Source organism: Nocardia sp. CNS-044, from assembly GCF_059570515.1.
Genome location: NZ_JCANSX010000009.1, coordinates 125457 through 150814, shown reverse-complemented (window position 1 = coordinate 150814; position 25358 = coordinate 125457). Strand labels below are relative to the sequence as shown.

The window sequence follows — 25358 nt, the reverse complement described above, 5'->3', positions numbered from 1 at the left end:
ATCCGGGAGAACATGCTGACGCGGAGGGCCTTGTTGCGGGCGGCGTCGATCGCGCCGCTGGCGGGCTGTGGCACGGGTGTGCTCGGCACACCGGGCGCGGCGCGTATCGCCGTGTCCTGGAGCGGTTCCGAGCTCGCGGCGTTCCGCGCGGTGCTCGACGCGCTGCACCTGTCGGGCTCGGTCGACGTGATCCCGCTCGGCGACGAGATCGAGACGGCGTTGACCGGTGGACGGTCGGCGCCGGAACTGGTCATGCTGCCGCAGGCGGGGCGGGTGCGCGAACTGGCCGAAGACGGCGTGCTGCGTGATGTTCCCGAATCGCTGTGGCTCGACGAGGTCGAGGAGCGTTGCTATTCGGGGGTCTGGGCGGAGTTGCTGTACCACGACGAACGCCCGTACGGCGTGCCGTTCAAGGCGGCCGACAAGTCGATGGTCTGGTTCGACCGGGAATCGGCGGTCGAGGCCGAGGTCGGCACCCCGGCGCTGTGGACGCTGGATTTCTGGCTCGACCGCATCGAGTTCCTCGCCGGGAAAGACCGGCGGCTGCTCGCGCTGGCCGCGGCGGACGGGTGGGCGCTGACCGATCTGTTCGAGAACCTGCTGTACGCGCAGGACCCGGAAACCTATGCGGCCCTTGCCGCCCGCGGCCCGACGGCGATCTGGGCGAAGGACCCGGTGCGCGCCGCCCTGCACCTGCTCGGCTCGTGGGCGGCGAACCCCGCGGCCTTCGCCGGCGGGATCGGCACCGCCCTGACCATGCAATTCTCCGACGCCATCCGGGAAGTGTTCGAGCGGAGGCGGGCGGTGATGGTGGTCGCTCCCGATTTCGCCGAGCCGGTCGTGCGCAAGGCCGTCGCGCGATCGGGACGCAAGCCCGCCGAGGTCGTCGGGGTGACGGCCTTTCCCGGTCTCGCGCCGGGTGGACCGCGCCCGCGCATCCTCGGCGGCGACGTCCTCGTGCTCAGCCGCTCGGCGGACGACGGTGCGAAACGAGTGCTGGCCGCGCTGGCCGCGCCCTCGGCTCCGCTGCCGTGGATCAACGGATTCCACGGTTTCCTCGCGCCGAACACGCGAACCGACGCCGCGTATTCGCCGTTTCTGCGGCCGTCGGCCGAACGCCTCGGCGACACCGCGGTATTCGGTCCGCGCGACGAGGTGGTGTTCGACCTGTCCGACCAGATCGGAGCGCTCGGCGGACGAAACGGGTTGTGGCGCATACTCACCGAGTTCCTGGTCGCCGTCGACGGCGACCCGTCCGGCGTCGGTCTCGCGGTGAACGACGCGGTAGCGGCGCTGGCCGGGTGGTGACTCGATGACGACGCCGCCCGGATTCCTCAGCAACGGATTGCATGTGGAACTCGCCACCCGGCGGATGCGCGGTGCGTTGATCGGTGGACGACAGCCGTGGCGCGGCTGGGGATGGGCGCGGGTGGCGCCCGCGTGGCTGCTCGGGGCGCTGCTGCTGCTCGCCTCGGGCTGGACAGTGGCCACGGCGGGGGCGCGGGTCGGGGTGGCGCTGTCGCTCGTCGTCGTCGGCGCCGTGGTCCTGCTCGCGGCGCGGCTGTTCCCGTCCGGCACGCCGCGGGTCGGGGCGGTGGTCGCCGCCGTGGTTTCGATGCTGGCCGGACCGCTGCTGTTCGTGATAGTCGCGAGCACGGACACGCTGGCCGTCTACGGGCGGACGATGCTGTTCGTGCTCGGCGGATTCGTGCTCATGGCGGCGGCGCTGTTCACCGCGTGGTGGAGTCGCGGCGTGCGGTGGTTGTGGCTGCCGCTGGTCTTGCCGTTCGGTGTCGCGGCTTTCGTCTCGGGTCTGGCGTTCCGGGTCATGTTCGAGGCGGCGGTGCCCGTGGGTGATGTCGCGACGTTCCAGACCGGTTACCGCTGGATGCCGCTGATGGCGTTCTGGTGGACCTGGTTCGGCTTCCTCACCGGCATGTTCTCGGCAGGCCTCCGGGCGATCGAGACCGATCCGGTGCGCTGGGGCTACCTCAACGCCCCCACCGGTCGTTTCCGGTTCGCGTGGATGGCCTGGCGCGGGGTGCGGCTGGTGCACCCGGTGGTGCTGATCGCCGGGATCGCCGCGGTCGTCGCGGCGGCCAGGGTGTTCGACGTCATCCTCATCGGCATCCCCGCCGCCTACCAGTACGACAGCGACAGCGCGACAGTGCGCTGGTGGCGGTTGGCGACCACCGACAGCGCCGCGGCCGAGGTCGCGATCTACTCGGTGCCGTTGGCCGTCCTGGTCGGCGTCTGCGCTTTCGCCCTCGGAAAGACCGGCGGTCCGCGGGAACTTCGCCTGCCGCTGCGCCCACGTTCGCACGAACCGCACGCCGCGCGGCGGCCGGGCAGGCTCGTCACCGGTTTCGCGGTGCTGATGGGTTTCGTCTCCGTCGCGCCGCTGCTGATGCTGGCCGTGGTCTCGATGCGGCAGGCGGACGGTCTGGGCTGGCCCGCGATCGGCCGGGTCTGGGAGGCCGGTCTGCCCTCGACGTTGGGTGTGACCGCCCTGGTGGCGACGGTCGCGACCGTGCTGGCGGTCTCGGCCGCGCTGCCGGTCGCGCGGTGGCTGTCGGCGACGCCGTCGGACACGTGGCGGGTTCGCCTTGCCACGGCCGCGCTGGTGGTGCTCGCCGTGCTGCCCGCCCAGATGTATCTCGGGCCGATCGACGAGGTGAGTGAATCGCTGGGCCTGTCGGGGACGCAGTATCCGCTGATGCTGGTCCACGGCGCGGCGGGACTTCCGGTCAGCGTGTTGATCCTGCGCGGTGCGATGCGTGCGGCCGAGGAGAACCCGAGCTCGGCCGCGCTGCACGGGCTGGCCAGGCCCGGCGCCGTCGCGCGGCGTTTGTGGGACGGTGCGGGGCGCGCCGTGGTCACCGCGGCGGTACTCGAATTCGTCTTGGTGTGGAACGACTTCTTCGTCAGCCTGATGATCAGCGGCGCGGGCGCGAGCCCGTGGTCGCTGCTGCTGTGGGGCGAGGCCCGCCAGTACGAGGAGAACTTGCCGCAGCTGGCCGCCGGAGCCCTGGTCTTCGCCATCGTCCCGGTCGCGTTGTTGCTCGCGACCTGGCGCCGGTTCCTGGTGCCCGGGCTGACCGGGGGAGTGCTGCGATGAGCGGGCCCGTCGGCGCGCCGCCGCCCTCGCCCGGGATCGCCGCGCCGCCACCGGCCCTGCTGCGTTTCCGGTTCGGCGGTGGCGCCTTGGCCGCGGCTGTGCTGCTCGGACTGGTGATCAACATCGTGTCGAGCCTGTTCTTGGAGCGCGGCGTCGGCGTGCTGCTCTCCGTGGGGCTGCTGGTGATCGCGTCACTCGCCGTGCTGCTTCTGGTCAGCCGCTGGCTGCGGGCCGAACGGCGCAGGCTCCGCGAAAGCCCGCACACCGCAAGGGAACTGGAACTGCTCAGCGATTTCGACGACGCGCAGACGCCGATCGGCGCCAACCCGAGCGCACCGGCGCCGCCGCTGACGAGAATATTCGGCGCCACCCATGAGGAGGCGGCGGTGCTCGGCGAGCTGCCGGTGCGTGGATACAGCGCGGCCGCGTTGCTGGCGGTGCTCACGGCGATCCTGGACGCGCCCGCCCGCGACCCGTCGGACGGCACGCCGCCGCGAACGACCGCGCCGTTGCTGCTCACCGAGCTGGAAGCGGACGGTTTCGTGCGGGTGGCCGGTGTGCAGCAGTACTGGGTCGTCGCGGTGCCCGATACACCCGGCGGAGCCGACGCCCGGGCCGGATCGCGGTGGAGCGCCGCGATCACCACGCTCGCGCAGCATCACGCCGACCGCGCGGAACGGTGGGCGATCGGTTTGGGAACGCCGCGTTTCGCGGCCGCGGGGCGCGGCTGGTTCGAGGCCGAGGAAGAATTCCTGCGGCACCTGGTGAAGGAGTGCGCATCCCTCGGAGCTCTGCTGCCGCGGACCGCAGTGCCCAGCCTGATCCGGATCGCCGACGCGCTCGACGTCTGGGACGCGCGCACCAGAGGGCACGACGCCGAACTCGCTCGGAAGCTGTGGCCACCCCCATCCGATCCGGACCAACCGCGCGATACACCACTGCCAGGTCTGGACGCGCTCGGCGCGCACGCGGACCACGTGCGGCTGCGCGCGGGCCACCTCGCCGAACCGCCCCGCCGCGGCGGCGACCGTGGTCGTTACGCCGACCTGACCGCGCGCTACCACCACGTCCGTGCGCTGGAGACGCTGGACCCCGCGCTCGAGGAGTTGTGCCGCGCGCTGGATACGCGGCGCCTGGATACGCGGCGCCCGGATACGCAGGCGGCACACCGGGCGCGTTCGGACCGCCGAATAGCGGAGGCGCGCGGCAAGCTGGAGAACGCGGGCCGCCAACTGGAACGCGTCTGGTGGTTGATGCCGCGCGAGGACATCCCGGGCGAGGTCTGCACGTTGGTGAACCTCGGCATCGTTTTGCTGTGCCAGGGTCGCCTCGACGACGCGCAGGACCGCTTGGAGCTGGCCGAGGCGCTGACCAGGCAGGGCCGCGACCCGGACGGTCGCGCCCACATGCACGAGATCCTCGGCCACGTCTGGTGGGCACGCGGCGAGGCCGTCCGCGCGCTGCGCTGCTGGCGGCTCTCGCTCACGGCGTACCGCGCGCTGTGCGACGATCACGGAATCGCCCGCTGTCTCCAGCATCTCGCCGCCGCGGTGATCGCCGACCCGTGCTGCGTCGACGATGTGCTCGGTCCGGATCCGTGCCGTCCGCCCGGCCACGCGATCGAGCAGGCGACCGGCTGGCTGGCCGAGGCACAATCGCTGTATCCCGCCGCGCGAACGGCGAATCACTATCGGGCCCGAGCGCTCCTGCAGTGCGGTGTTTCGCCGCGCCACGCCATCGATCGCTGGCCGCTGCCGCTCGAAGAGAACGTACCGAGCCGATGAGTCGCCGCGTCGACAGCGCTTAATCGGGATCTGTAATATCCCGATTGTGATCATGGGTGAAGGCGTCGAATGGGGGCTGCACTGCTGCCTGGTGCTTGCCTGGCTGGAGGACCGGGCGCCGATCGCGACCGCTCGCCTGGCGCGCATGTTCGAGCTGCCGCCCGACTACCTCAAGAAGCGGCTGCAACCGTTGGTCCGGGCCGGGATTCTGGAATCGACGCCCGGCGCGCGCGGCGGCTATCGGCTCGCCATGGCGCCCGAGCGGGTGACGGTGCTCGATGTGGTCGTGGCGGTGGAGGGGCGCACCGAGGCGTTCGCCTGCAACGAGATTCGCCAGCGCGGCGCGGGGGCGACGGCGGCGGCCAGCGAATTCGCGCGCCCGTGCGGCATCGCGACCACGATGCGCCGCGCCGAGCTGGCGTGGCGGCGCGAACTCGCGGGGCGGACGCTCGCCGATCTGATCGCGGAGAGCCCGCCCAATGCTTCCGTGCGGGCGCGCCGCTTCTACGAGCAGCTCGCCGTCTGATCTTTCGCCCGGTCGCGAGGCCGGGCTTGCTACGAAGGAGATTAGGGACAGTGAATATCCCGATTGTTGCCGAACGTAAGGTCGAGCTAGATGGTTTGGGCCGCATCGCGGTTCTCGCCCTCGGCACGTTCGCGGTCGGCACCGACGCGTTCATCCTGGCGGGCTTCCTGCCCGACACCGCCGCCGAGCTCGGCGTCGACACCGCCGCGGCGGGTCTCGCGGTGAGCGTGTTCGCGGCCGCCTACGCCGTGCTCTCACCGGTGCTGGCCGCCGTCACCGCGCCGCTGCCGCGCCGCGCGCTGCTGATCGGCGCGCTCGTCGTGCTCGCCGCGGCCAACCTGGGCTCGGCCGCGGCGCCGAACCTCGCGGTCCTGCTCGGCACCCGCGTCCTCGCCGCCGCGGGCGCGGCGGCCTACACGCCGAATGCCGGGGCGGTCGCCGCGGCGCTGGCGCCACCCGAACTGCGCGCCCGAGCTCTGGCGACCGTGGTCGGCGGGTTGACCGTGGCCACCGCGCTGGGGGTTCCGCTGGGCAATCTCGTTGGGCGCGTGCTGGGTTGGCGTTCGGCCTTGGCGCTGGTGGCGGGGTTGTGCGTCGTCGCCGCGGTGGGGCTGGCCGCGGTGCTGACCCCGGCGCGGCAGTCGGCGTCGAACGACGAGGCTGTGGCCGCGTTGTCCGGCGCGCCGCGCGTCCCGGTGCGCGCGCGTGTCGCGGTACTGCGCAGGCCCGGGGTGGCAACGGTGCTACCGCTGACCGTGCTCGGTATGGCCGCCGCCTATGTCGTGTACGCCTACAGCGTCCCCGCGCTCGCGCAGGTCGGTATCGGCTCGGCGGCCACGGCGTGGGTGCTCGCCCTGTACGGTGTCGGCGCGGTGCTCGGCAACACCGCCTCCGGATACGCGACGGACCGCTGGGGTGCGACCCGAGTCCTGATCTGCGGGTACGCGGCCATGGCCGTCGCGCTGGGCGCCCTCGGTTTGCTGGCCGCCACGGATCGTGTCGCGCCCGTGCTCGTCGGCGTGCTCGCCGCGGTGTGGGGCGCGAGCGCGTGGTGCCAGACGCCCGCGCAACAGCACCGCCTCATAGCGGCTGCGCCCGCCGAGGCGAGTCTCGTTGTCGCACTGAACGCTTCGTGCATCTACCTGGGCATCGGCGCGGGCACGCTGCTCGGCGGATTCGCGGTGGGCCACGGCGGCGTCCTCTATGCCGCGGGCGCGGCGCTGGCCGTGATCGCGTTGCTGTTCGCCGCCGGTACGACGCGAAAGGCCTGACGGGGCGCGGCTCGAACAATCACAGGTCGTCGCGCCGACCGAGCGTGAAGTCCTGCGCATGGCCATGGATCTGGTCACCGGCAGGCTGGAGCTCACCGAGGCGCAGTTCCTCGACGGCGCGGTCGTATGCGCCGAGGCGCTGCGCCCGCTGCTCGATCCGGATGGTGACCTCGCGGGCTGCCGAGTGCCGGAATCCGTCCGCCGCCACCGAACTCGCGTCGGAATCCGGCGTGCCGCCGCGGTCCACGGGTGCTCGGCGGTGCGGGTCCGCAGGCTGATTCCATGACCGACGACATCACCGCCATTCATCACACCGCCGTTCTCACCCGCGACCTGGACGGCCTCGAACGCGTCTACCGCGCTTTGGGTTTCACCCTGAGTCCGCGGTCACGGCACCTGCTGAGCGCGCGGCAAGGGGAGGCGCCGCAGGCGGGATGCACCGCGAATCTGTGCGCCTTGTTCGGCGGGTCCTATATCGAATTGCTCGGCATCGTCGACGAATCCGCACCGGACCCGTGGCGCACCAAGTCGATGGCGGATCAGTACGAAGGCTTCCGCATCCTGAACCTCGACACCGACGACGCGGCCGCCACCCACGCACGGCTCGTGGCGCTGGGCATGCGAACCTCGGGCGTGCTCGACCTCGAGCGCGACGTCGACACCGTCGAGGGAGTGCGCACGGTCCGGGCCCGCGCCGTCCACCTCGACCCGCGCAGCACGCCCGAGGGCTATCTCGGCCTCGCCCAGCACCTCACCCGCGAGTACGTGCACCAGCCGCGATACCTGTCGCATCCGAACGGCGCGCGCGGCATCGCGGCGGTGCTGATCGTGGCCGACGGCGACGAATTCGACGGCATCGCACGGCGATACGCCGACCTGATCGGCGCGGGATGGACCGACGAGGGTCCGCTCTCGGTCCTCGTGCACAAGGACGTCCGCCTGGAACTGGTGCGCGCCGCCGACGCCCCCACCGTGCTGCCCGGCGAATCCGCCCCGGCCCCTTCCTATCTGGCCGCGATGACGATCCGCGTCGACGACATGACCGCAGCGCGCGGGCTGGTGGAGCGCGGCGGCATCCCCACCCGCACCACCGCGTACGGATTCTTCGTTTCCGGTCGCGACGCGTATGGAGCGGGTCTGTTCTTCACCGCGCGGTGAGCGCGGGCGCCGCGCGCTTGGCGTACCGGGTGACCGGGGCGGTATCCAGTCGTTCCACACCCGGCAGTGCGCCAACCCGCTCGACGACGTAGTCGAATACCGCGTCCACGTCGCGGCAGATCGCCACGGCGATGATGTTGTGCGGTCCGGTGGTCGCGCCCGCGAACGCGATCTCCGGATCCTCGATCAGCGCCGCGCCGACCGCGGCGAGGTGCCGGGGCGTCACCGTCAGCCACAGCAGGCACTGGAACGTGTAGCCGAGCAGCGCGGCGTCCACCTCGACGTCGAACCGGAGCACGCGCGCCCGCCGCAGCTCGTCCAGCCTGCGCCGCACCGCGGATTCCGACCAGCCGAGCGCACCGGCCAGGCCCGGATAGCTCGCCCGGCCGTCGGCGGCCAAGCGGGGCAGCATGCGTCGATCGAGGTCGGTCAAGGCGATCGGCCCGCCGTCGACCGGCAGCTCGGCGTGCAGCGCGGATACCTGATCGGTGTCCAGCGCGGACGTGCGGCCGTGCCAGCGCCTGCGCGTGAGATGGCGGACCAGCCGCTGCGCGTCGACGCCGAGGACGTCGGAATGCCTGGCCAGCGCGGGCAGCGGCGCGGGCTCGGCGGCCGCGGTGCGGAAGACGCAGACGATCTCGGCGCCGCTGGACAGCACCGTCACCCAGGCGGTGTCCGGTCGCACCGCCAGCGCGTGCGCGAGGGCGTCGGCGCGGTGCGGCCGAACCCGCAGGCGCACCACCCACTCCGCGGTTCCGGTGCGTCCACTGTCGGCCACCCCGGTCACCCGGACCGCGCCGGTGGTGGCCAGGCGCGCGAATCGTCGTGCCACCGTCCGATCGGAGACGGACAGGATTTCCGCGATCCTGCTGAACGGCGCCCTTCCGTCCACTTGGAGGGCGTGCAGCAGTCCGAGGTCGACCGCGTCGAGCGCCTCCGTCTTCATTTACCAAGGATAGGGCGGCGCGACGGGTTTCCGTGGGGTGCGGGCGACGGCGACGATCGTGTTGCTCGAAAATGCGTGCGGCCCCGTCGAATACGCGTCCCAAGCGTGGGGAACCGCACAGTCGCCTCGATTGACGGGGCCCGAGACGCCGGTTACTAATGGACGGTGGCGCGTCTCGCGCCACACAGCAGCCTGACGAGCGAAGCGGGGTGAGCGGCGGATGCCGGATGTCACTATCGGAACGCCGATCGAGAGTTCGAGATGACCAGCTCGCTCGGCACGCCGACCAACCGCTTCGACACCGAAGTGCTCGGTCTGCACTGGATCCCGCTGTCGGCGTCGGACGAGGACACCGCGGCGGTGTTGCGCGAACGCCTCGGCATCGACTTCACCCGCACCACCGATCGGATCTGGGAGACGGGCGATTTCGTCTACCTCCCGGTCGCCGCGACCTATCTGCGCGGCGACGCGGTCCGGCGCGAGACGATCGTCTTCGCGCTCGGCGGGGACTTCGTGGTCACCTCGCAATCCGCGGAACCGTTCGCGCCGTTCGATCGCGCCGTCGCCGAGATGGGCCGCCGACCAGCCCTCGCCGGTTCCCCGCACGGCGTGCTCTACGCCCTGCTTCGCTCGCTGAACGAGGCCGCCGAGGGCGTGCTCGGCCGCGCGCGGTCGGGGCTGGAGTCGCTCGCTCGCGAGATGGCCGCCGCCGTCGACGGCGACCGGGCCCACGAGGTCGCCGACCTGCGCGCCGCGGTCGCCGACCTGGACGCCGCGGAGGAAGCCGTCACCATGGTCCGGGACACCCAGCGTGATCTCGCTCGCGCGACCCGCCGCCTGCTCGCCGAATACGGCGACCGTGCCGAGGAACTGAGCGGCGCGATCGGCCACCTGCTCGCCGACATCGAGGACGTGCGCCAGCGCGCGGTCGCCGAACACGACCGCGCCCGCTACCTCCAGCAGGCACTGCTCATCCGCCTCGAGCTGCGGCAATCCCGAACCGTCAAGGTCCTCGCCGTGTCCGCCGCGCTCCTGTCCATCGCCCTGCTCGCGCTCTGCTACCTCGTGGCCCTCGCCTGACGGTGCCGCCGCAGCCCGCCCCGAAAAAGCCACTCTCGCAGCTGAAGTCGGAAACGCGATCCGGCCATGGCCGACGCGGTTCCGGGTAGTATTCGACTGACCCGCGGGTGGGAAGAACGGAGCGGGCCGTGTGTGGAATCAGTGGCCACCTGGCCAGACCGGGCTTCCCGTCGCGCGGTGACCTCGTCGAGACGATGACGGGCGCGCTGCGCCATCGCGGGCCCGATGCGACGGCGATGTACGCCGAGGACTCGATAACGTTGGGCTGCACCCGGTTGGCGATCATCGATCCCGGCGGCTCCGCGCAGCCGCTGCGCAGCGCCGACGGTGCGCTGGTCCTGATCGCGAACGGGGAGATCTACAACTTCGCCGAATTGCGCGACGGCCTGCGGCGACGCGGTCATGTCTTCGCCACCGACGGTGATTGCGAAGTCATCCTGCACCTCTACGAGGAGCACGGCGACCGCGCGGTCGATCATTTGCGCGGCATGTTCGCCTTCGCCCTGTGGGACGGACGGCTCGGTCGGCTGACCCTGGCCCGCGACCGGATGGGGGAGAAGCCGCTCTACTACACGGAACGGCCGGACGGACTGCTGTTCGCGTCCGAGGCGAAGGCGCTGACGGCCGCTGGCGTGCCGGTCGAACTCGATCACGGAAGCGTCGCCGACTACTTCCGCCTCGAGTACGTGCCCGAGCCACGGAGCATCCTGCGAGACGTGCGGAAAGTCCCGGCCGGACACGTCGTCGCCGTGGACACCCGTCCCTGGCGGGTGCGTCCGCGCGCCTACTGGCGGCTCGAGGACGCGGAGCCGATCGAAGGTTCGAGCGCCGACACACTCGGCGCGATCCTGGCCGAACTCGCTCCGCTGGTCACCAGAACGGCCCAGCCGCTGGGCATTTCGCTCAGCGGCGGACTCGATTCGAGCCTCGCCGCCGCGCTCGCGGCCAAATTCTGCGCCGCACCGGTGCGGGCGTTCTCGGTGGGTTACGCGGGCCGACCGGCGAACGACGAGCGACACCACGCCAGAGAACTGGCCGCCGCGCTCGGCATGCCGTTCCACGAGATCGAGATCGGCGCCGCGCGGGCGACCGCCGACCTGCCTTTCGTCGTCGCCGCGCTGGACGACCCGATCGCAGATTTCGCGGGCGTGTGCTATCACGCGGTGCTGCGCGCGGCGGCCGAGGCGGGTGTCCGGGTGATGGTGCAGGGCCAGGGCGCCGACGAGCTGTTCTGGGGTTACGGGTGGGTGCGGGAAGCCGTCGCGCTCAGCGAGGCGCGCGGGAATCTGGTGTTCTACGAACTCGATCCGGATTTCCGGGAGGCCGAGCGGTTGGCGCCGCGGTACTTCGGCGAAGCGATGCGCGACGCGGCGCCGACCGGTTTCGCGCTGACCGGCGATCGGCCCGATATCGATCTGACCCGGCTGATCGTCGGAACCTACCTGCGGGAGAACGGCATCGCCCAGTGCGACCGGCTCAGCATGGCCAACTCCGTCGAATTGCGCCTGCCCTTCGTGGACCACCGCCTGGTGGAGGCCGTCGTCGGCCTACGCAGAACCCGACCGGACCATCGAGATCCGCCGAAGCACCGGCTGCGGGAGGTGGCGCACGCGTACCTTCCCGCGCATGTCGCCGACCGACCCAAGCGCAGCTTCTCGCCGCCGCTGCGCGAGTGGCACGCCGCTTACCTGCGGAGCTACGGCGACCTGTTGCCCGGCGGCGAGTTGGTACGCCGCGGGATCTTGACCGAAGCGGCGGCCCGGAGTCTGTCGGTCGCCGACTTCCCGCCGGGTGCCGGCTCCCCGTTCTCGTTCAAGGCCTTGATGCTCGAAATGTGGTGTCGACACAACGTCGCTCGCGCAAGGAGATGATCGATGCAGGTGGCAGTGGTCGGCATGGGCTACGTCGGGCTGACGGCGGCGCTCGGACTCGCGGCGTCGGGACACGACGTCCTCGGCATCGATCACGACGAGAACCGCATCGCCCTGTTACGCGACCGGCGCTGTCCGTTCCACGAGCCGGACGTCGCCGAAGCCCTGCTCACCACGACGGCGACCTTCGAGCAGGCGCTCGATGTTCCGGTGCAAGCCGTGATCATCGCGGTCTCCGCGCCGCTGGACCAGAACGGCGCGATCGATCTCCGCCACGTGGAGGCCGTGCTCTCGGGAATGCTGTCGGCCCAGGCGCTTCCGGACCTCGTCGTCGTGAAGAGCACGATCCCGCCGGGTACCAGCGAGCGATGGGCGACGCGGTTTCCGGCGCTGCGCCCGCGCTACGCGCACAATCCCGAATTCCTGAACCAAGGCCGCGCCCTTGCCGATTGGCAGACGCCCGACCGCATCGTGCTCGGCCTGTGGAACCGCGAACTGCTGCCCGTGCTCGGAGCGCTGTACCACGACAAGACGGCGCCGCGGCTGGTCATCGGCCCGACCGAGGCCGAAGCGGTGAAGTACGCCAGCAACGCCTTCCTGGCGACGAAGATCAGCTTCGCCAACGAGATCGCCAACTTCTGCGACGAGCACGGCATCGACGTGGACGCGGTGATCGACGGCGTATCACTGGATCCCCGCATGGGACAGGGGTTTTGGCGTCCCGGTGTCGGCTACGGGGATTCCTGCCTCGCCAAGGACATGACCGCGCTGACCCGTTTCGCCCGGCGTTCCGGCCGGCCCATGACGCTGCTCGAATCGGTCGCCGAGGTGAACGACCGTCAGTTGCGATTGCCCGTCGAGATCGTGGCGCGTGAGGCGGCAGCGGGCGCACCGCCGCCGGAGGTCGCTGTCCTCGGACTGCTCTACGAACCCGACAGCGACGACATGCGCGAAGCGCCGAGCCGGACCGTGGTACCCGCGCTGGGGGCCATCGCTGCGGACGTCCGGGTCTGGGATCCGATCTTGAGCGCGGCGGCTTTCGCCGATCTGTTCCCAGGGGTCCGGCGCGCCCTCGGCATCAAGGAAGCCGTGCTGGATGCCGCTGTCGTCATCGTGCTGACCGAGTTCCCGGAGGTTCTCGCCCTCGACTGGACCGCCGTGGCGCAACTCGCGCGGCCGAATTGTCTTGTCGTCGACGCCAAGAACGCCCTCGATCCGTCCGTCGTCGCGGCGGCGGGGCTGCGCTATCGCGGGGTCGGGCGGGCCGGTGGTCGAGGCGCGCCGGAAGAAGGCGTCGACGCGAAGTAGAAGGGATGTCGCCATGGGGATTCTGGTCCGACCGCGTTCGGAGGGCGGCGGTTACGGCGGCTGGCGATGCGAGGTGGACGACATCGTCCTCTCGGCCGACGGCGCGGAATACACCACCCACGAGACCGACGAGGCGGTGTGCGTTCTCGACGGGTGGCTCTGCTCGGGCGGCGGTGCGGCCGAACTGCTCGCGCTGTATCGCACGCACGGCATGGCGGCCGTGGCCGGGCAGGACGGACAGTACGTCGCCGTCGTGCACGATCGCTCGCGCGGAGAAACGCACCTGGTGGCCGACCCCGGCGGATTCGGGAACGCGTGTTACCGCGCCTCGGGTTTCGGGTTCGGCTCGCGCCCCTACGACCTCGGGACCGGAAGGTTGTCCCGCGAGGGCCTCGCTCTGTATCTGACGTTCCAATACGTCCCCGTTCCCTATTCGATCTTCGACGGAGTACGGCGGGTGCCCCCGGGCGCCGTGGTCACCCAGCGCGGGCGAGACCGCCACGTGCGGCAGCAGACATCGTTTCCCAGCCCGGCCGATCCGTCGGAAGTCGGCGCGGCCGCGCCCGAGGAGTTGGTGGCAAGGGCGCTCGACCTGCTGACCGAGTCGCTGGCCCGCCACGCCGCGCCACACGAGCGATTGGGCATGATGCTCAGCGGCGGGATCGACACCAGCACGAACGCCACCGTGCTCGCCACCAGGCTGGGCTGTCGGCCGCGGGCTTTCACGGCGTCGTTCCGCGAGACCGGGTACGACGAAACCGAATACGCCGCGCTCGTGGCCGAGCGGTTCGGCTTCGACCACGTGGTGGTGCCGGTCGGGCCCGAGGCCGTGGAACGCCTGCCGGATCTGGTGCGCTGCTTCGACAGCCCGAACGCCGACCAGGCGATCGTCGCCACGCAGGTGATCGCCGAACGGGCCGCGCAGCTGTCGTGCACGCACATCGTCACCGGCGAAGGCGGCGACGAGGTGATGGGATTTCCGATGTCGCCGCACGACGACGTCCACCTCGTCGACCTGCCCTCGGGCTCGCGGGACCTGGCGCGGTTCTACCTGGGCCAGATCGCACTGGGCAGCGCGGCGGATCGCGCGCTCGTGCACCGGGCGCTGGGCGTGCCGGAGGACCTCGCCGTCGACATCCTCGCGGAACTGTACGAGGAACACCGCGCGCATTCCGCGCTGGACCGATTGCTGTTCGGTCAATGGCGAACCTGGTTGACCGAGGGGGTGTACCGCAAGGATCACCACACCTTCCGCGCCGCCGGGCTGACCAGCGTGTTGCCGTTCGCGGATCCGCGCGTCATGTCCTTCGTCGCGGGAATGCCCGCGGGCCAGCGATATCGAGCCCTCGATGGCAAGGCCATGCTGCGCGCCGGTATCGCGCCGCACTTGCCCGATCGGATATTGAAGCGCAAGAAGCACAAATTCTGGATCCCGTTCGCCGAATGGTTCCGCGGCCCACTGCGCGATCACCTGCACGGCGGCCTGCTCTCCGGTCCGGTGGCGAACGACCTCCTGGACCCGAAACTCGTTCGCACACTTGTCGACTCGCACGAGCGCGGAATCGAGGACAAGAGCGGAATCCTGTGGGCGCTGTGCTTTCTCGACGCGTGGCTGTCCGCACTTCCGCCGCGACCGCGGAGCGCACCCTAGTGGATTCGGCTGCGACGCGGACCACTTCGGTGCGAGTCCGCGAATCCGAGGACACCGCGGGACGAAACTGGCACCATCCGAATGGCGGCCCTTGGAGACAGGATTCGACGCTCGATGGTTACGTGGCTACTCAGCATCGTGTCGGGATTGATCGTCGCGATCACAACGTTCGGGGTGACGAGGTTCTACGACGCGACGCGGGTCCGGCGTAAATCCGGACACCTGAATGTCCTGGCCGAGGGTCAGGACATTCAGATTGTGATCCCCGATTTCCACGCGGGCTGGCTGTCGATCTACGGCACCGACGAGAAGGCGGAGATGCCGCCGAACGTCCGCGTGATGCCGATGGCGGAGGGCGGCGCCATCGCCGAGGCGGTCCTGGCCTGGCGCGGGCTCGGCAAACGGAACCGGATCAGTATCAGCACCCAGGACGCCTACCAGGACACCCACGGCCTGACCATTCTCATCGGCGGGCCGAGCGTCAACCGGTTGACCGGAAACCTGCTCAAACGGTGCTTCCCGAAGTTCCAGATCAAATACCCCGAGCACGTGGCGTCCTACGGTTCGATCAGTTACGACGTCACCGCGGACGAGAACGGCTCGCTGCTCGAGGACTACGGATTCATCGCGGTCAGTCGCACGCCGACCGGTAAACGGTGCGTGGCGCTGTTCGGCGTCTGGGCTTTCGGCACGCTGATCGCCACCCTCGCGCTGCTCGATCGGGTGGCGCGGGGAAACGATATCTGGAATTCGATTCGCGAGAAGAAAGACTTTCTCGTCGTCGTGCACTGTGAATTGGACGGGCTCGAATACAGCAATATTCGAATCATCGGATACGAAGAGGTATAGCGGCGTTCGCCGCTATACCTCGATCGCCCACCTCAGAAGACGAGAATATCTTTGGCACCGATCCGCGCGTGCGGAACGAATGCTTCGCGAAAACGGTCGAAGGGAATTCGGGTCGTCGTTCCGCCGATGATTCCCGGCCATGCGGCGTCGACCTCGCGCAGGAGTTCGATCGCGTGCTCGAAATGCACCCGTGAGGAATTGACGACGCCGAACAGCACCTGGTTGCGCTTGACCATGGTGCCCAACAGCGCGGCGCCGTCCACGGTGGCCTCTTGGCCGCTCGGCAGGCCGACGACGCAGCAGGACGCGTTCTCCGCGCCGTGCGTCGCCAGTAGTTGCGGCAGAAATGCCACGCCCGCCGCGTCGATGACGACGCGGTGCGCCGCGATCGCCTGATTCGTCACCATGTCACCGGGAGCCAACTGGTGGGACTGATATTCGGCGCCGAAGGACGCGGCCGCTTGGGCGGCGAGCGAACTCGGTGGGGCCGGATCCACGACGGTGACCTTGTGACCGGCCAAGCGCAGGAACGCGGTGGTGAGCAGGCCGATGATGCCGCAGCCGATCACCAAGGTATTGCCGGACGGATCCGACGTCCCCAGTCGCTCGTCCATCTGCCGCAGCGTGTCCAGCGCCTTGACCACGATGGAAGCGGGTTCCACCAGGACGCCGAGGTGGATGAGCTCTTCCGGAACGGGAACCAGCTTGTCCGCGGGCGCGCGCCAGTACTCCGCCATGAAACCGTCCAGCTCGCGAATCCCGCGCTCTTTCCACGAGCCGTTGCTGCACAAATCCGGCCTGCCGCGGCGGCATTGACTACACGGCACCGGGTCCGGATCGCGGACGACGCAGGTGACCAACTGACCGGCTCGCAGCTCGGGCGTCGCGCTGTGCACCACCCGCCCGAGTACCTCGTGTCCCAGTATCATTTCGTCGGCCGCCGTGGGAAGTTGTCCCTCGGTCCCCGCCACGATTTGGATGTCGGTCCCGCAGACGCCCATCTCCAGGGTGCGAACCAGCGGCCCCCGCGGGTCGACGGCATCCAGCGTTCTGATCACCTCGCGCGGTGCGCCCGTGGGATCGGGCGGTACGACGAGGCAACGCGCGCGTATTGTCCGATCCTCGGATGATCCAGCGTAATCCACTTCGCATTACTCCTTGTTCGGAATCGTTGGTGAAGCAGATGATCGAGGCGTGCGGCATTCGGCCGGATGGGCACATTCCGCCACACGGGGAGTTTAACGGACCCGATCGGCGCCGGATCGATGATCGCGATTCGGTGCTGCCTCGTGCGGGAGGTACCCGGCGGTGGTCGATCGGAACGCTGTAACGCCCGGAATTCACTTCGGTTTCGCCCGCGAAAACTGACCGCGCGCCACCTTTCGCGGGCTATCTCACCGCTTGTTCGATCGTGGTAGTGCTGCCGTTGAACGGGCGACTCGCCGTCGCGACGGAATTGTGCAGCCTGGCTTCGAGCGGCCGTCCGGCTGGAGCGTGGAGATGGTCGCGAGCGTGTAGGGGTGTTGACGGCCCGGCGTCGATCGCGCTGTCATGTGACGTCCTCGGAGCAGGAAATCGGTTGGGCGACTGAAGACTTCGGTCGCCGCGGACGATCGCCACGAAGACGGTGCGCGGCGCGTCCGGCGGGGGCATCCTGGGAGGTGCTGTTGCCGACGGCGAGAAGGTGGTCGATGTGGACGATGCGATGGACGCGTACTCGCGGACGGTGGTGTCGGTGGCCGAATCGGTCACGCCGCACGTGGCGAGCGTGCGGACCCGGCGGGGGACCGGTTCGGCCGTCGTGTTCACCGATGACGGATTCCTGCTGACCAACGCGCACGTCATCGGCGCGGCGTCGCACGGGGAGGTGGTGTTCGCCGATGGCGTGGAGTCCCGGTTCGACGTGGTCGGCGTCGACCCGCTCTCCGATCTCGCGGTGCTGCGCGCCCGCGGCGGCGGTCCGGGCGCGGCGGTGCTCGGCGACGCGGACAAGCTCGTCGTCGGGCAGCTCGTGGTCGCGGTGGGCAGCCCGCTCGGTTTGGCGGGCTCGGTGACCGCGGGCGTGGTGAGCGCGCTCGGCCGCGCGGTGCCGGTCGCCTCGCGCCGCGCGGGACGGGTGATCGAAGACGTCATCCAGACCGACGCGGCCTTGAATCCCGGCAATTCCGGTGGTGCGTTGGCCGATTCGGCGGGCCGGGTGGTGGGCGTCAACACCGCCGTCGCGGGAATCGGTCTGGGACTTGCCATTCCGATCAACGCAACCACCCGTCGCATCATTGCCATCCTGCATGCCGAGGGCCGCGTCCGCCGCGCCTACCTTGGGCTGGTCGGCGTCCCCGCGCCGCTGCCGTCCGAGGTGGCCGAGCGGACCGGTCAGCGAGCGGGCGTGCGTATCGTCGAGGTGGTGCGCGGCGCGCCCGCGGAGGCCGCCGGACTGCGCCGCGGCGATCTGGTGCTCAGCGTCGCGCGCGAGGAGGTTCGCGACGCCCAGGGCATCCAGCGTCAGCTGTTCGCCGACGCCATCGGCCGTCCCGTTCCGGTCACGGTGCTGCGCAACGGCGCGATGGTCGACGTCATCGCCGTGCCGAGCGAGCTGACCGTCGACTGACGGTCAGTCGCGCGCGACCACGAGCTCATCGGAACGCTCGAACTCGGCGGCCGGGACCTCGGGCCGCCAGCGGGCGTCCACGACGAGCCCGAGCAGGCCGATGGCCAGGCATATGCCCGAGACGACCAGCATCGCGGGATGGGAGCCGCCGGTCAGCGCGTCGGCGAGGACGACGGTGGCGATGGTGCCCGGCGCGGAGCCGACGAAGGTGGCGGCGAGATACGGCCAGAAGCGAATCGAGGAGAGCCCGCAGCAGTAGTTGACCACCGAGAACGGCGCGAAGGAGATCAGCCGCAGCGAACCGACGGCCAGCCAGCCGCGCCGCTCCAGCCGCTCGTCGATGGCGCGCACGGCGGGATGGGTGAGCCGGGAGGCGACCCGGTCGCGGTCCAGCACGCGCACCAGGAACAGCGCCATCCCGGCGGCGACAACGGTGGCCGAGAGTGCGATCGCGGTGCCGAGCAATGATCCGAAAAGCACACCGCAACTGACCGTCAGCACCGTGCGCGGCAACGGCGCCACTGCGAGAATCGAGTAGACCCCGAAGAACAGCAGTGGGAACCACGAGCCGACCGAGTCCGCCCACTGCTGGATCTGCGTCGGACCGGGTAGCGGGACGAGCAGCGCCGCGACGAACAGCGCACCCACACCGACGAGCAGGGCGAGGATACGCGGGTTACGGAGCAGCCTGGTCACCCGCGACAGGTTACCGGTTGGTAGTGGCGGCCAGGGTCAACCGACGCTGCCGCTGCCGCTAGCATCAATGGAAACGGGACGAATGCTCGTTAACCGAAGTGCTCGCTGAGCTGGGCGAATGCGACGGTTCGGGTGCACATCTGTGGGTGCGCTCCGTGGTCGAGTGGAAGAGGAACAGCAGCTATGCCGATTGCTTCAGATCCGCCTCCGGGCGCCGGGCTCGCGGAGCGTCCGGCGGGCACGGATCCGGTTCCCCAGTATGCCGCCTGGCGTAAAGGCGTCGCGGGTGTGCTCGCCAAGGCGCGCAGGGTCGACGTCGCCGAATTGCCGGACGAGCCGGAGCAGCTGCTCGAGCAGACCACCTACGACGGGCTCACCGTCGCCCCGCTCTACACCCGGCGCGACGAGCGGCCGGAGCTGCCGTTGCCCGGCGCCTTCCCCTTCGTGCGCGGCCGCGACGCCGCGCGCGACGTGCATCGCGGCTGGTATGTCAGCGCCTTCGTCGGCCCCGGCGACGGCGCCGCGGCCAAGCGCGAGATCCTGGCCGGACTGGAGAACGGCATCAGCGCGGTCTGGCTCGGGGTCGGCGAGCGAGGTGTTCCCGTCGCCGAGCTGCCCGCGGCGCTGGACGGCCTGCTCTTCGAGCTGGCGCCGCTGACCCTGGACGCGGGCGCGCAGGTGTCGTCCGCCGCCGCAGCGCTTTTCGCGGTGCTCGACGCCTACCAGGCGCCGCAGCGCGCCGATATTCGGCTCTCCCTCGGCGCGGCGCCTCTTACCAGCCATTTCGCGGGCATCGCCGACGCGGAGCTGTCGGAGGCGCTCGCGCTGGCCGTCCAGTCCGTCGCCCGTGCGGAGACGGTGCGCGCGATCACCGTGGACGGCACCGTCTTCCACGACGCGGGCGCCTCGGACGCGCAAGAACTCGGCGCGGCGGTGGCCGCGGGCCTGGAGTACCTGCGGGCGCTGACCGAGGGTCAGGACATCGCGGACGCGCTGGGCCAGCTGGAATTCCGGTTCGCCGCCACCGACGACCAGTTCGCGACGATCGCGAAATTCCGTGCCGCGCGCAAGCTCTGGGCCCGCGTCGCGCACGCCTGCGGCGCACCGGACTTCGGCGGCGCACCGCAGCACGCGGTCACCTCCGCGGCCATGATGAGCCAGCGCGACCCCTGGGTGAACATGCTGCGCACCACGCTCGCCGCCTTCGGCGCGGGCGTCGGCGGCGCGGACACCGTCACCGTGCTGCCCTTCGACTCGGCGCTGCCCGCCGGCGAGCTGGGCGTGTCCAAGTCGTTCGCGGATCGCATGGCCCGCAACACCCAGCTGCTGCTGTTGGAGGAGTCGCATCTGGGCCACGTCCAGGATCCGGGCGCAGGCTCCTGGTATGTCGAGGACCTGACGGCCGAATTGGCCGCCAAGGCTTGGGCTTTCATGCAGGAGCTGGAAGCCGCGGGCGGTTACCTTGCCGCGCTGGAATCGGGTCTGCTCGCCGAACGCGTCGCCGCCACCAAGGCCGCCCGCGATTCCGATGTCGCGCACCGCAAGACCGCGGTGACGGGCGTCAACGAGTTCCCGAACCTGGCCGAGCGGCCGCTCTCCTCGGCGGCACGCACGCCGAGCCGGGTCGCCCGCTACGGCGCGGCCTTCGAAGCGCTGCGCGACCGCTCGGACGAGTATCTGGCGGCCAACGGGTCCCGGCCGAAGGCGCTGCTCGTGCCGCTCGGCACGGTGGCCGAGCACAATGTGCGGGTCACCTTCATCGCGAACCTGCTGGCCTCCGGCGGCATCGAATCGATCAACCCCGGCCCGCTGGACGTGGACGGAATCGCTTCTGCCGCAACGGAAGCCGGTGCACCGATCGCGGTTCTGTGCGGTTCGGACGCGCGCTACGGCGCGGAGGCGGGCGCGGCGGTCGACGCGCTGCGCGCTGCGGGTGTGGAAACGGTGCTGCTCGCGGGCGCGGCGAAGGCCGTCGCCGAGCTGAGCGGCACGCAGCGCCCGGACGGATTCCTCGCCGCGAAGATCGACGCGGTGGCGGCGCTGTCCGGCCTGCTGGAGAAGGTGGGAGCCTGATGACTACGCGTGAGATCAAGCACGTGATCGGCAATTTCGCCGAGGTGCCGCTCGACGAGCACGCGCCCGAACCTGCCGCGGTCGACGCCGCCCAGGTCGAGGCGTATGTGGCGGGCGCTGCGGCGGCCAACAACTACACGCCCGAGCAACTGGTGTGGTCGACCCCGGAGGGCATCGACGTGCCGCCGGTGTTCACCAAGGCCGATCGGGATGCCGTCGCCGCGGAGGGTTATCCGCTCGACAGCGTGCCCGGTGTCGCGCCGTTCGTGCGCGGGCCGTACCCGACCATGTACGTCAACCAGCCGTGGACCATCCGCCAGTACGCGGGCTTTTCCACAGCCGCCGACTCGAACGCCTTCTACCGCCGCAACCTGCAGGCGGGCCAGAAGGGTCTGTCGGTCGCGTTCGACCTCGCGACGCACCGCGGCTACGACTCCGATCACCCGCGCGTGCAGGGCGATGTCGGCATGGCGGGCGTCGCCATCGACTCCATCCTGGACATGCGTCAGCTCTTCGACCACATTCCCCTCGATCAGGTGAGTGTGTCGATGACGATGAACGGCGCGGTGCTGCCGATCCTGGCGCTCTACGTCGTCGCGGCGGAGGAGCAGGGCGTCGCGCCCGAGCAGCTGGCCGGAACCATTCAGAACGACATTCTGAAGGAGTTCATGGTCCGCAACACCTACATCTACCCGCCCAAGCCCTCGATGCGGATCATCTCCGACATCTTCGCCTACACCAGCGCGAAGATGCCGAAGTTCAACTCGATCTCCATCTCCGGCTACCACATCCAGGAGGCCGGAGCCACGGCCGATCTGGAGCTCGCCTACACCCTCGCCGACGGCGTGGAGTACATCCGGGCGGGCATCGACGCGGGCATGGAGGTCGACAAGTTCGCGCCGCGGCTGTCGTTCTTCTGGGCCATCGGCATGAACTTCTTCATGGAGGTCGCGAAACTCCGTGCGGGACGGCTGCTCTGGAGCGAGCTGGTCGCGAAGTTCGAGCCGAAGAGCGCGAAATCGCTGTCCCTGCGCACCCATTCGCAGACCTCGGGTTGGTCGCTGACCGCGCAGGACGCCTACAACAACGTGGCGCGCACCTGCATCGAGGCGATGGCCGCGACCCAGGGCCACACCCAGTCGTTGCACACCAACGCCCTCGACGAGGCGCTGGCGCTGCCGACGGACTTCTCCGCCCGCATCGCGCGCAACACCCAGCTGCTGATCCAGCAGGAGTCCAACACCACCCGGCCGATCGACCCGTGGGGCGGCTCGTACTACGTCGAGTGGCTGACCCACCAGCTGGCCAACCGTGCCCGCGCGCACATCGCCGAGGTGGAGGCGCACGGCGGTATGGCGCAGGCGATTTCGGAAGGCATCCCGAAGCTGCGCATCGAGGAGGCCGCCGCCCGCACCCAGGCGCGCATCGACACCGGCCAGCAGCCGGTGATCGGCGTCAACAAGTACCAGGTGGAGGAGGACCACGAGGTCGAGGTCCTCAAGGTCGAGAACTCGCGGGTGCGCGCCGAGCAGATCGAGAAGCTGCGGCAGCTGCGCGCCGACCGCGACCCCGCGGCCGTCGAGCGGGCACTGAACGAATTGACCCGCGCGGCAAGGTCTTCCGAAGGCGGCATGGAGAACAACCTCCTGGCGCTGGCGATCGACGCGGCGCGCGCCAAGGCCACCGTCGGCGAGATCTCCGACGCGCTGGAGAAGGTCTACGGCCGCCACCAGGCCGAAATCCGCACCCTCTCCGGTGTCTACCGCGACGAGGCAGGGAAGGTCACCAACATCACCACGGCTAGCGAACTCGTCGAGGAATTCGCCGAGGCCGAAGGTCGTCGGCCGCGCATCCTCGTCGCGAAGATGGGTCAGGACGGACACGACCGAGGGCAGAAGGTGATCGCCACCGCCTTCGCCGACCTGGGCTTCGACGTCGACGTGGGCCCGCTGTTCCAGACCCCCGAAGAGGTGGCGCAGCAGGCGGCCGACAACGACGTGCACGTCGTCGGTGTGTCCTCGCTGGCGGCAGGCCACCTCACGCTGGTGCCCGCCCTGCGGCAGGCGCTGGCCGATGTCGGGCGACCCGACATCATGGTCATCGTCGGCGGCGTCATCCCGCCCGGTGACTTCGACGAGCTCTACCAGGCGGGCGCCGCCGCGATCTTCCCGCCCGGCACCGTCATCGCCGACGCGGCGATCGATCTGCTGAAGAAGCTCGCCGCCGAGCTCGGTCACGAGATCGGCAGCGGCGCCGCGGAGTCCGCCGCCGAATGAGTGAAGCAGGTTCTCCGCGTGGGGGAGCGGTGCGCCGCACCATCGATGTCGACGCACTCGCCACGGCGGTCCGCAACAACGAGCGGGCCGCCCTGGCGCGGGCCATCACCCTGGTCGAGTCGACAAGGGCCGACCATCGGGCGCTGGCCCAGCAGCTGCTGCTGAAGCTGACGCCGGAGGCGCAAGGCTCCGCGAACGCGGTGCTGTCGAATCGGGTGGGCATCACCGGTGTTCCCGGCGTCGGCAAGTCGACGTTCATCGACGCGCTCGGCATGTACCTGATCGGCAAGGGGCATCGGGTCGCGGTGCTCGCCGTCGACCCGTCCTCGACCCGCACCGGCGGCTCCATCCTCGGCGACAAGACGCGGATGGCGCGACTCTCGGTGGAGCGCAACGCCTATATCCGGCCTTCGCCCACGGCGGGCACGCTCGGCGGCGTTGCCAAGGCGACTCGCGAGACCATCGTGCTGCTGGAAGCGGCGGGCTACGACGTGATCCTGGTGGAGACCGTCGGCGTCGGCCAGTCCGAGGTGACGGTCGCCAACATGGTCGACGTGTTCTGCTTCCTGACGCTGGCCCGCACCGGAGATCAGTTGCAGGGCATCAAGAAGGGCGTGCTCGAGCTAGCCGACCTCGTCGCGGTGAACAAGGCCGACGGCAAGCACGAGATCGAGGCCAAGGCCGCCGCGCGCGAGCTCACCGGTGCACTGCGCCTCATCCACCCACACGACGCGCTGTGGCGGCCTCCGGTGCTCACCATGAGCGGCCTGGAAGGCGTTGGCCTGGACAAGTTCTGGGATACGGTACTGAAGCACCGGCGGGTGCTCACCGACGCGGGCGAGTTCGACGAGAAGCGCCGCCGTCAGCAGGTCGACTGGACCTGGACGATGGTGCACGACCAGCTGCTGCGCAGGTTGGCCGACAACCCGAACGTGAAAGCGATTCGCGCACAAGTGGAAAAGCAGGTGCGCGAGGGGACTCTCACCGCGGCACTCGCCGCCGAGGAGATTCTCGACGCCTTCGACACCGCTGGCGACTAGCGACTCGGACTGCACCACGAACCCGGGTGTAGCCGCCCAGCCGAGGTCTCGCACGGCATCATCGACAACCTGCGGCCTGACAGGCCCGCGGAGGACGCGCGGCTGGCCGCCTGCGATCACCATGACCGCCACTGTCGACAACGTTTTCGGCCGCTGGCTGGTCAGCGAGCTCGACTCGCCGCAGCTGTAGCAGTCCGCTTCGAGCCGGTCCCCCGGGGGAGTGATCGCTATCGAGGCCTATTATCCGCTTTGCGGCCGCAGCCGTCGGCCTTTGGGAGTGAAGGAGAAGGTGGCGGGGAAGGAGTCTGTGCCGTAACGGATCGCCAAGAGGAGCGGCTCCGGGTACTTGCGCGGCCAGTGTTGTTCCGCACCTTCGTCTACACCATTCCAGAGATGGCAGACCACCATCGGATCGGCGGCGTCGGCAGTCGCGTAGGCGAGTGTCTTGCCGTATAACCGATTCGAACTACCGAACAGAACGCTCGGCTCGCCGAAGGTGTCGATGACGTCGCTGTAGCTGCGGTCCTGGCCGGTGAACGATGCTATGGCTTCGCGAATTTCGACGTACTCGTCGGCTGTCAAGATGCGATCCAGCCGAAGCCACCCTCTGTTCCGTGCGGCCTCCGCGTACATCGATGCCAGCGCGTGCGCGAGATCGTTGCCTGGAAGGTGGCGTTGCAGAGCACCTTTGGGGCCAGTGGGTGTGAAGGCGTTGCGCTCGCGCCAGGACTCCCACAGATCTGCCCGGCCGCGATCCTCGTCCTCGAGGAAGAACAGGTGATCGAAGGTCGTCCAGAGCGCGGGCTCACCGCCGTACATTTGGGGCCGCCGCAGCATCATGTTGACCTGGTCGATGAGATAGGCGTGCATCCGATCGCCCGAGCGAACCATCGTTCCCTGTACTCCTTCGCGCGCCACACGGCGAACGTCTGCAAGCCGTAGACGTGCAACCGAAGCATGTGCGGGGTGCGAACAACAAGTCCGACTTCGCCTCCGACGCATTGGTGGATCGCGAACACGGGGGTTGCGATGGCGAACACTCAAACCCGATGGCGTTTTCGATCGAGACGGGCCGAGGCGAGTTGGTGTATCTGCTGCGCGAG

20 protein-coding genes are annotated in these 25358 nt (G+C 69.8%); 16 read left to right on the top strand and 4 right to left on the bottom strand.

Annotation, left to right across the window (positions count from 1 at the left end; translation table 11 throughout):
* Window positions 1-12: 12 nt before the first annotated feature.
* The 7 genes from T333_RS23450 to T333_RS23420 are packed head-to-tail and all read left to right on the top strand — an operon-like array spanning window position 13 to window position 7857.
* Entirely contained in the window at window positions 13-1308 is a 1296-nt protein-coding gene (locus tag T333_RS23450) for an ABC transporter substrate-binding protein (protein ID WP_496425853.1), read from the top strand.
* Window positions 1309-1312: 4 nt separating this feature from the next.
* Window positions 1313-3118, top strand: a complete 1806-nt coding sequence (locus T333_RS23445; RefSeq protein ID WP_496425852.1) for a hypothetical protein — start codon at window positions 1313-1315, stop codon at window positions 3116-3118.
* The gene (locus tag T333_RS23440) at window positions 3115-4902 is read left to right on the top strand and encodes a hypothetical protein (RefSeq protein WP_496425851.1); all 1788 of its coding nucleotides are present in this window, start codon (window positions 3115-3117) and stop codon (window positions 4900-4902) included. The genes T333_RS23445 and T333_RS23440 overlap by 4 nt, the downstream gene beginning before the upstream one ends.
* A 52-nt stretch (window positions 4903-4954) precedes the next feature.
* Window positions 4955-5428 carry an RrF2 family transcriptional regulator gene (locus T333_RS23435; protein WP_355002660.1) on the top strand — a complete coding sequence of 158 codons (474 nt, stop codon included), beginning with the start codon at window positions 4955-4957 and terminating at the stop codon, window positions 5426-5428.
* A 50-nt stretch (window positions 5429-5478) separates the two neighbouring features.
* A complete protein-coding gene (locus tag T333_RS23430; RefSeq protein WP_496425850.1) occupies window positions 5479-6699 on the top strand; it encodes an MFS transporter in 1221 nt (406 codons plus the stop codon).
* A gap of 58 nt (window positions 6700-6757) precedes the next feature.
* Window positions 6758-6985, top strand: a complete 228-nt coding sequence (locus T333_RS23425; RefSeq protein ID WP_496425849.1) for a hypothetical protein — start codon at window positions 6758-6760, stop codon at window positions 6983-6985.
* Window positions 6982-7857, top strand: a complete 876-nt coding sequence (locus T333_RS23420; RefSeq protein ID WP_496425848.1) for a VOC family protein — start codon at window positions 6982-6984, stop codon at window positions 7855-7857. The genes T333_RS23425 and T333_RS23420 overlap by 4 nt, the downstream gene beginning before the upstream one ends.
* Here T333_RS23420 and T333_RS23415 read toward each other — a convergent pair.
* On the bottom strand, window positions 7844-8803 hold the full coding sequence (locus T333_RS23415; protein ID WP_496425847.1) for an Lrp/AsnC family transcriptional regulator: 960 nt from the start codon (window positions 8801-8803) through the stop codon (window positions 7844-7846). The genes T333_RS23420 and T333_RS23415 overlap by 14 nt on opposite strands.
* A gap of 261 nt (window positions 8804-9064) precedes the next feature.
* On the opposite strand from T333_RS23415, the gene T333_RS23410 reads away from it, so the two are divergent.
* The 5 genes from T333_RS23410 to T333_RS23390 all read left to right on the top strand — a co-directional run bounded on the left by T333_RS23410 (window position 9065) and on the right by T333_RS23390 (window position 15562).
* Window positions 9065-9883: a CorA family divalent cation transporter gene (locus tag T333_RS23410; RefSeq protein WP_355002405.1), complete on the top strand. Its 819-nt coding sequence runs from the start codon at window positions 9065-9067 to the stop codon at window positions 9881-9883.
* A 128-nt stretch (window positions 9884-10011) separates the two neighbouring features.
* Entirely contained in the window at window positions 10012-11754 is a 1743-nt protein-coding gene (gene asnB, locus T333_RS23405; protein ID WP_496425846.1) for an asparagine synthase (glutamine-hydrolyzing), read from the top strand.
* Between the two features lie 3 nt (window positions 11755-11757).
* Window positions 11758-13062 carry a UDP-glucose dehydrogenase family protein gene (locus tag T333_RS23400; protein ID WP_496425845.1) on the top strand — a complete coding sequence of 435 codons (1305 nt, stop codon included), beginning with the start codon at window positions 11758-11760 and terminating at the stop codon, window positions 13060-13062.
* 13 nt (window positions 13063-13075) lie between these two features.
* Window positions 13076-14713, top strand: coding sequence for an asparagine synthetase B family protein (locus T333_RS23395; protein ID WP_496425844.1), 1638 nt, complete (start codon window positions 13076-13078; stop codon window positions 14711-14713).
* 114 nt (window positions 14714-14827) lie between these two features.
* The gene (locus T333_RS23390) at window positions 14828-15562 is read left to right on the top strand and encodes a hypothetical protein (protein WP_355002409.1); all 735 of its coding nucleotides are present in this window, start codon (window positions 14828-14830) and stop codon (window positions 15560-15562) included.
* Window positions 15563-15594: 32 nt separating this feature from the next.
* On the opposite strand, the gene T333_RS23385 is transcribed toward T333_RS23390, so the two are convergent.
* Window positions 15595-16620 (bottom strand): alcohol dehydrogenase catalytic domain-containing protein, encoded by a 1026-nt coding sequence (locus tag T333_RS23385; RefSeq protein ID WP_357248743.1) that lies wholly within the window; start codon window positions 16618-16620, stop codon window positions 15595-15597.
* Between the two features lie 647 nt (window positions 16621-17267).
* Here T333_RS23385 and T333_RS23380 point away from each other — a divergent pair.
* Window positions 17268-18170: a S1C family serine protease gene (locus tag T333_RS23380; protein ID WP_496426120.1), complete on the top strand. Its 903-nt coding sequence runs from the start codon at window positions 17268-17270 to the stop codon at window positions 18168-18170.
* A 3-nt stretch (window positions 18171-18173) separates the two neighbouring features.
* Here T333_RS23380 and T333_RS23375 read toward each other — a convergent pair whose 3' ends face one another.
* Window positions 18174-18866, bottom strand: coding sequence for a TVP38/TMEM64 family protein (locus tag T333_RS23375; protein ID WP_355002411.1), 693 nt, complete (start codon window positions 18864-18866; stop codon window positions 18174-18176).
* Window positions 18867-19049: 183 nt separating this feature from the next.
* Between T333_RS23375 and T333_RS23370 the strand changes: the two genes are divergently transcribed.
* From T333_RS23370 to meaB, 3 genes are read left to right on the top strand one after another with little or no spacing between them, the layout of a single operon-like run.
* The gene (locus tag T333_RS23370) at window positions 19050-20939 is read left to right on the top strand and encodes a methylmalonyl-CoA mutase family protein (RefSeq protein WP_496425843.1); all 1890 of its coding nucleotides are present in this window, start codon (window positions 19050-19052) and stop codon (window positions 20937-20939) included.
* Window positions 20939-23215 (top strand): methylmalonyl-CoA mutase, encoded by a 2277-nt coding sequence (gene scpA, locus T333_RS23365; RefSeq protein WP_496425842.1) that lies wholly within the window; start codon window positions 20939-20941, stop codon window positions 23213-23215. The genes T333_RS23370 and scpA overlap by 1 nt, the downstream gene beginning before the upstream one ends.
* On the top strand, window positions 23212-24255 hold the full coding sequence (meaB, locus tag T333_RS23360; protein WP_355002414.1) for a methylmalonyl Co-A mutase-associated GTPase MeaB: 1044 nt from the start codon (window positions 23212-23214) through the stop codon (window positions 24253-24255). Before scpA ends, meaB begins: the two co-directional genes overlap by 4 nt.
* Before the next feature lie 240 nt (window positions 24256-24495).
* Here meaB and T333_RS23355 read toward each other — a convergent pair whose 3' ends face one another.
* Window positions 24496-25146, bottom strand: coding sequence for a hypothetical protein (locus T333_RS23355; protein ID WP_496425841.1), 651 nt, complete (start codon window positions 25144-25146; stop codon window positions 24496-24498).
* Window positions 25147-25358 lie beyond the last annotated feature (212 nt).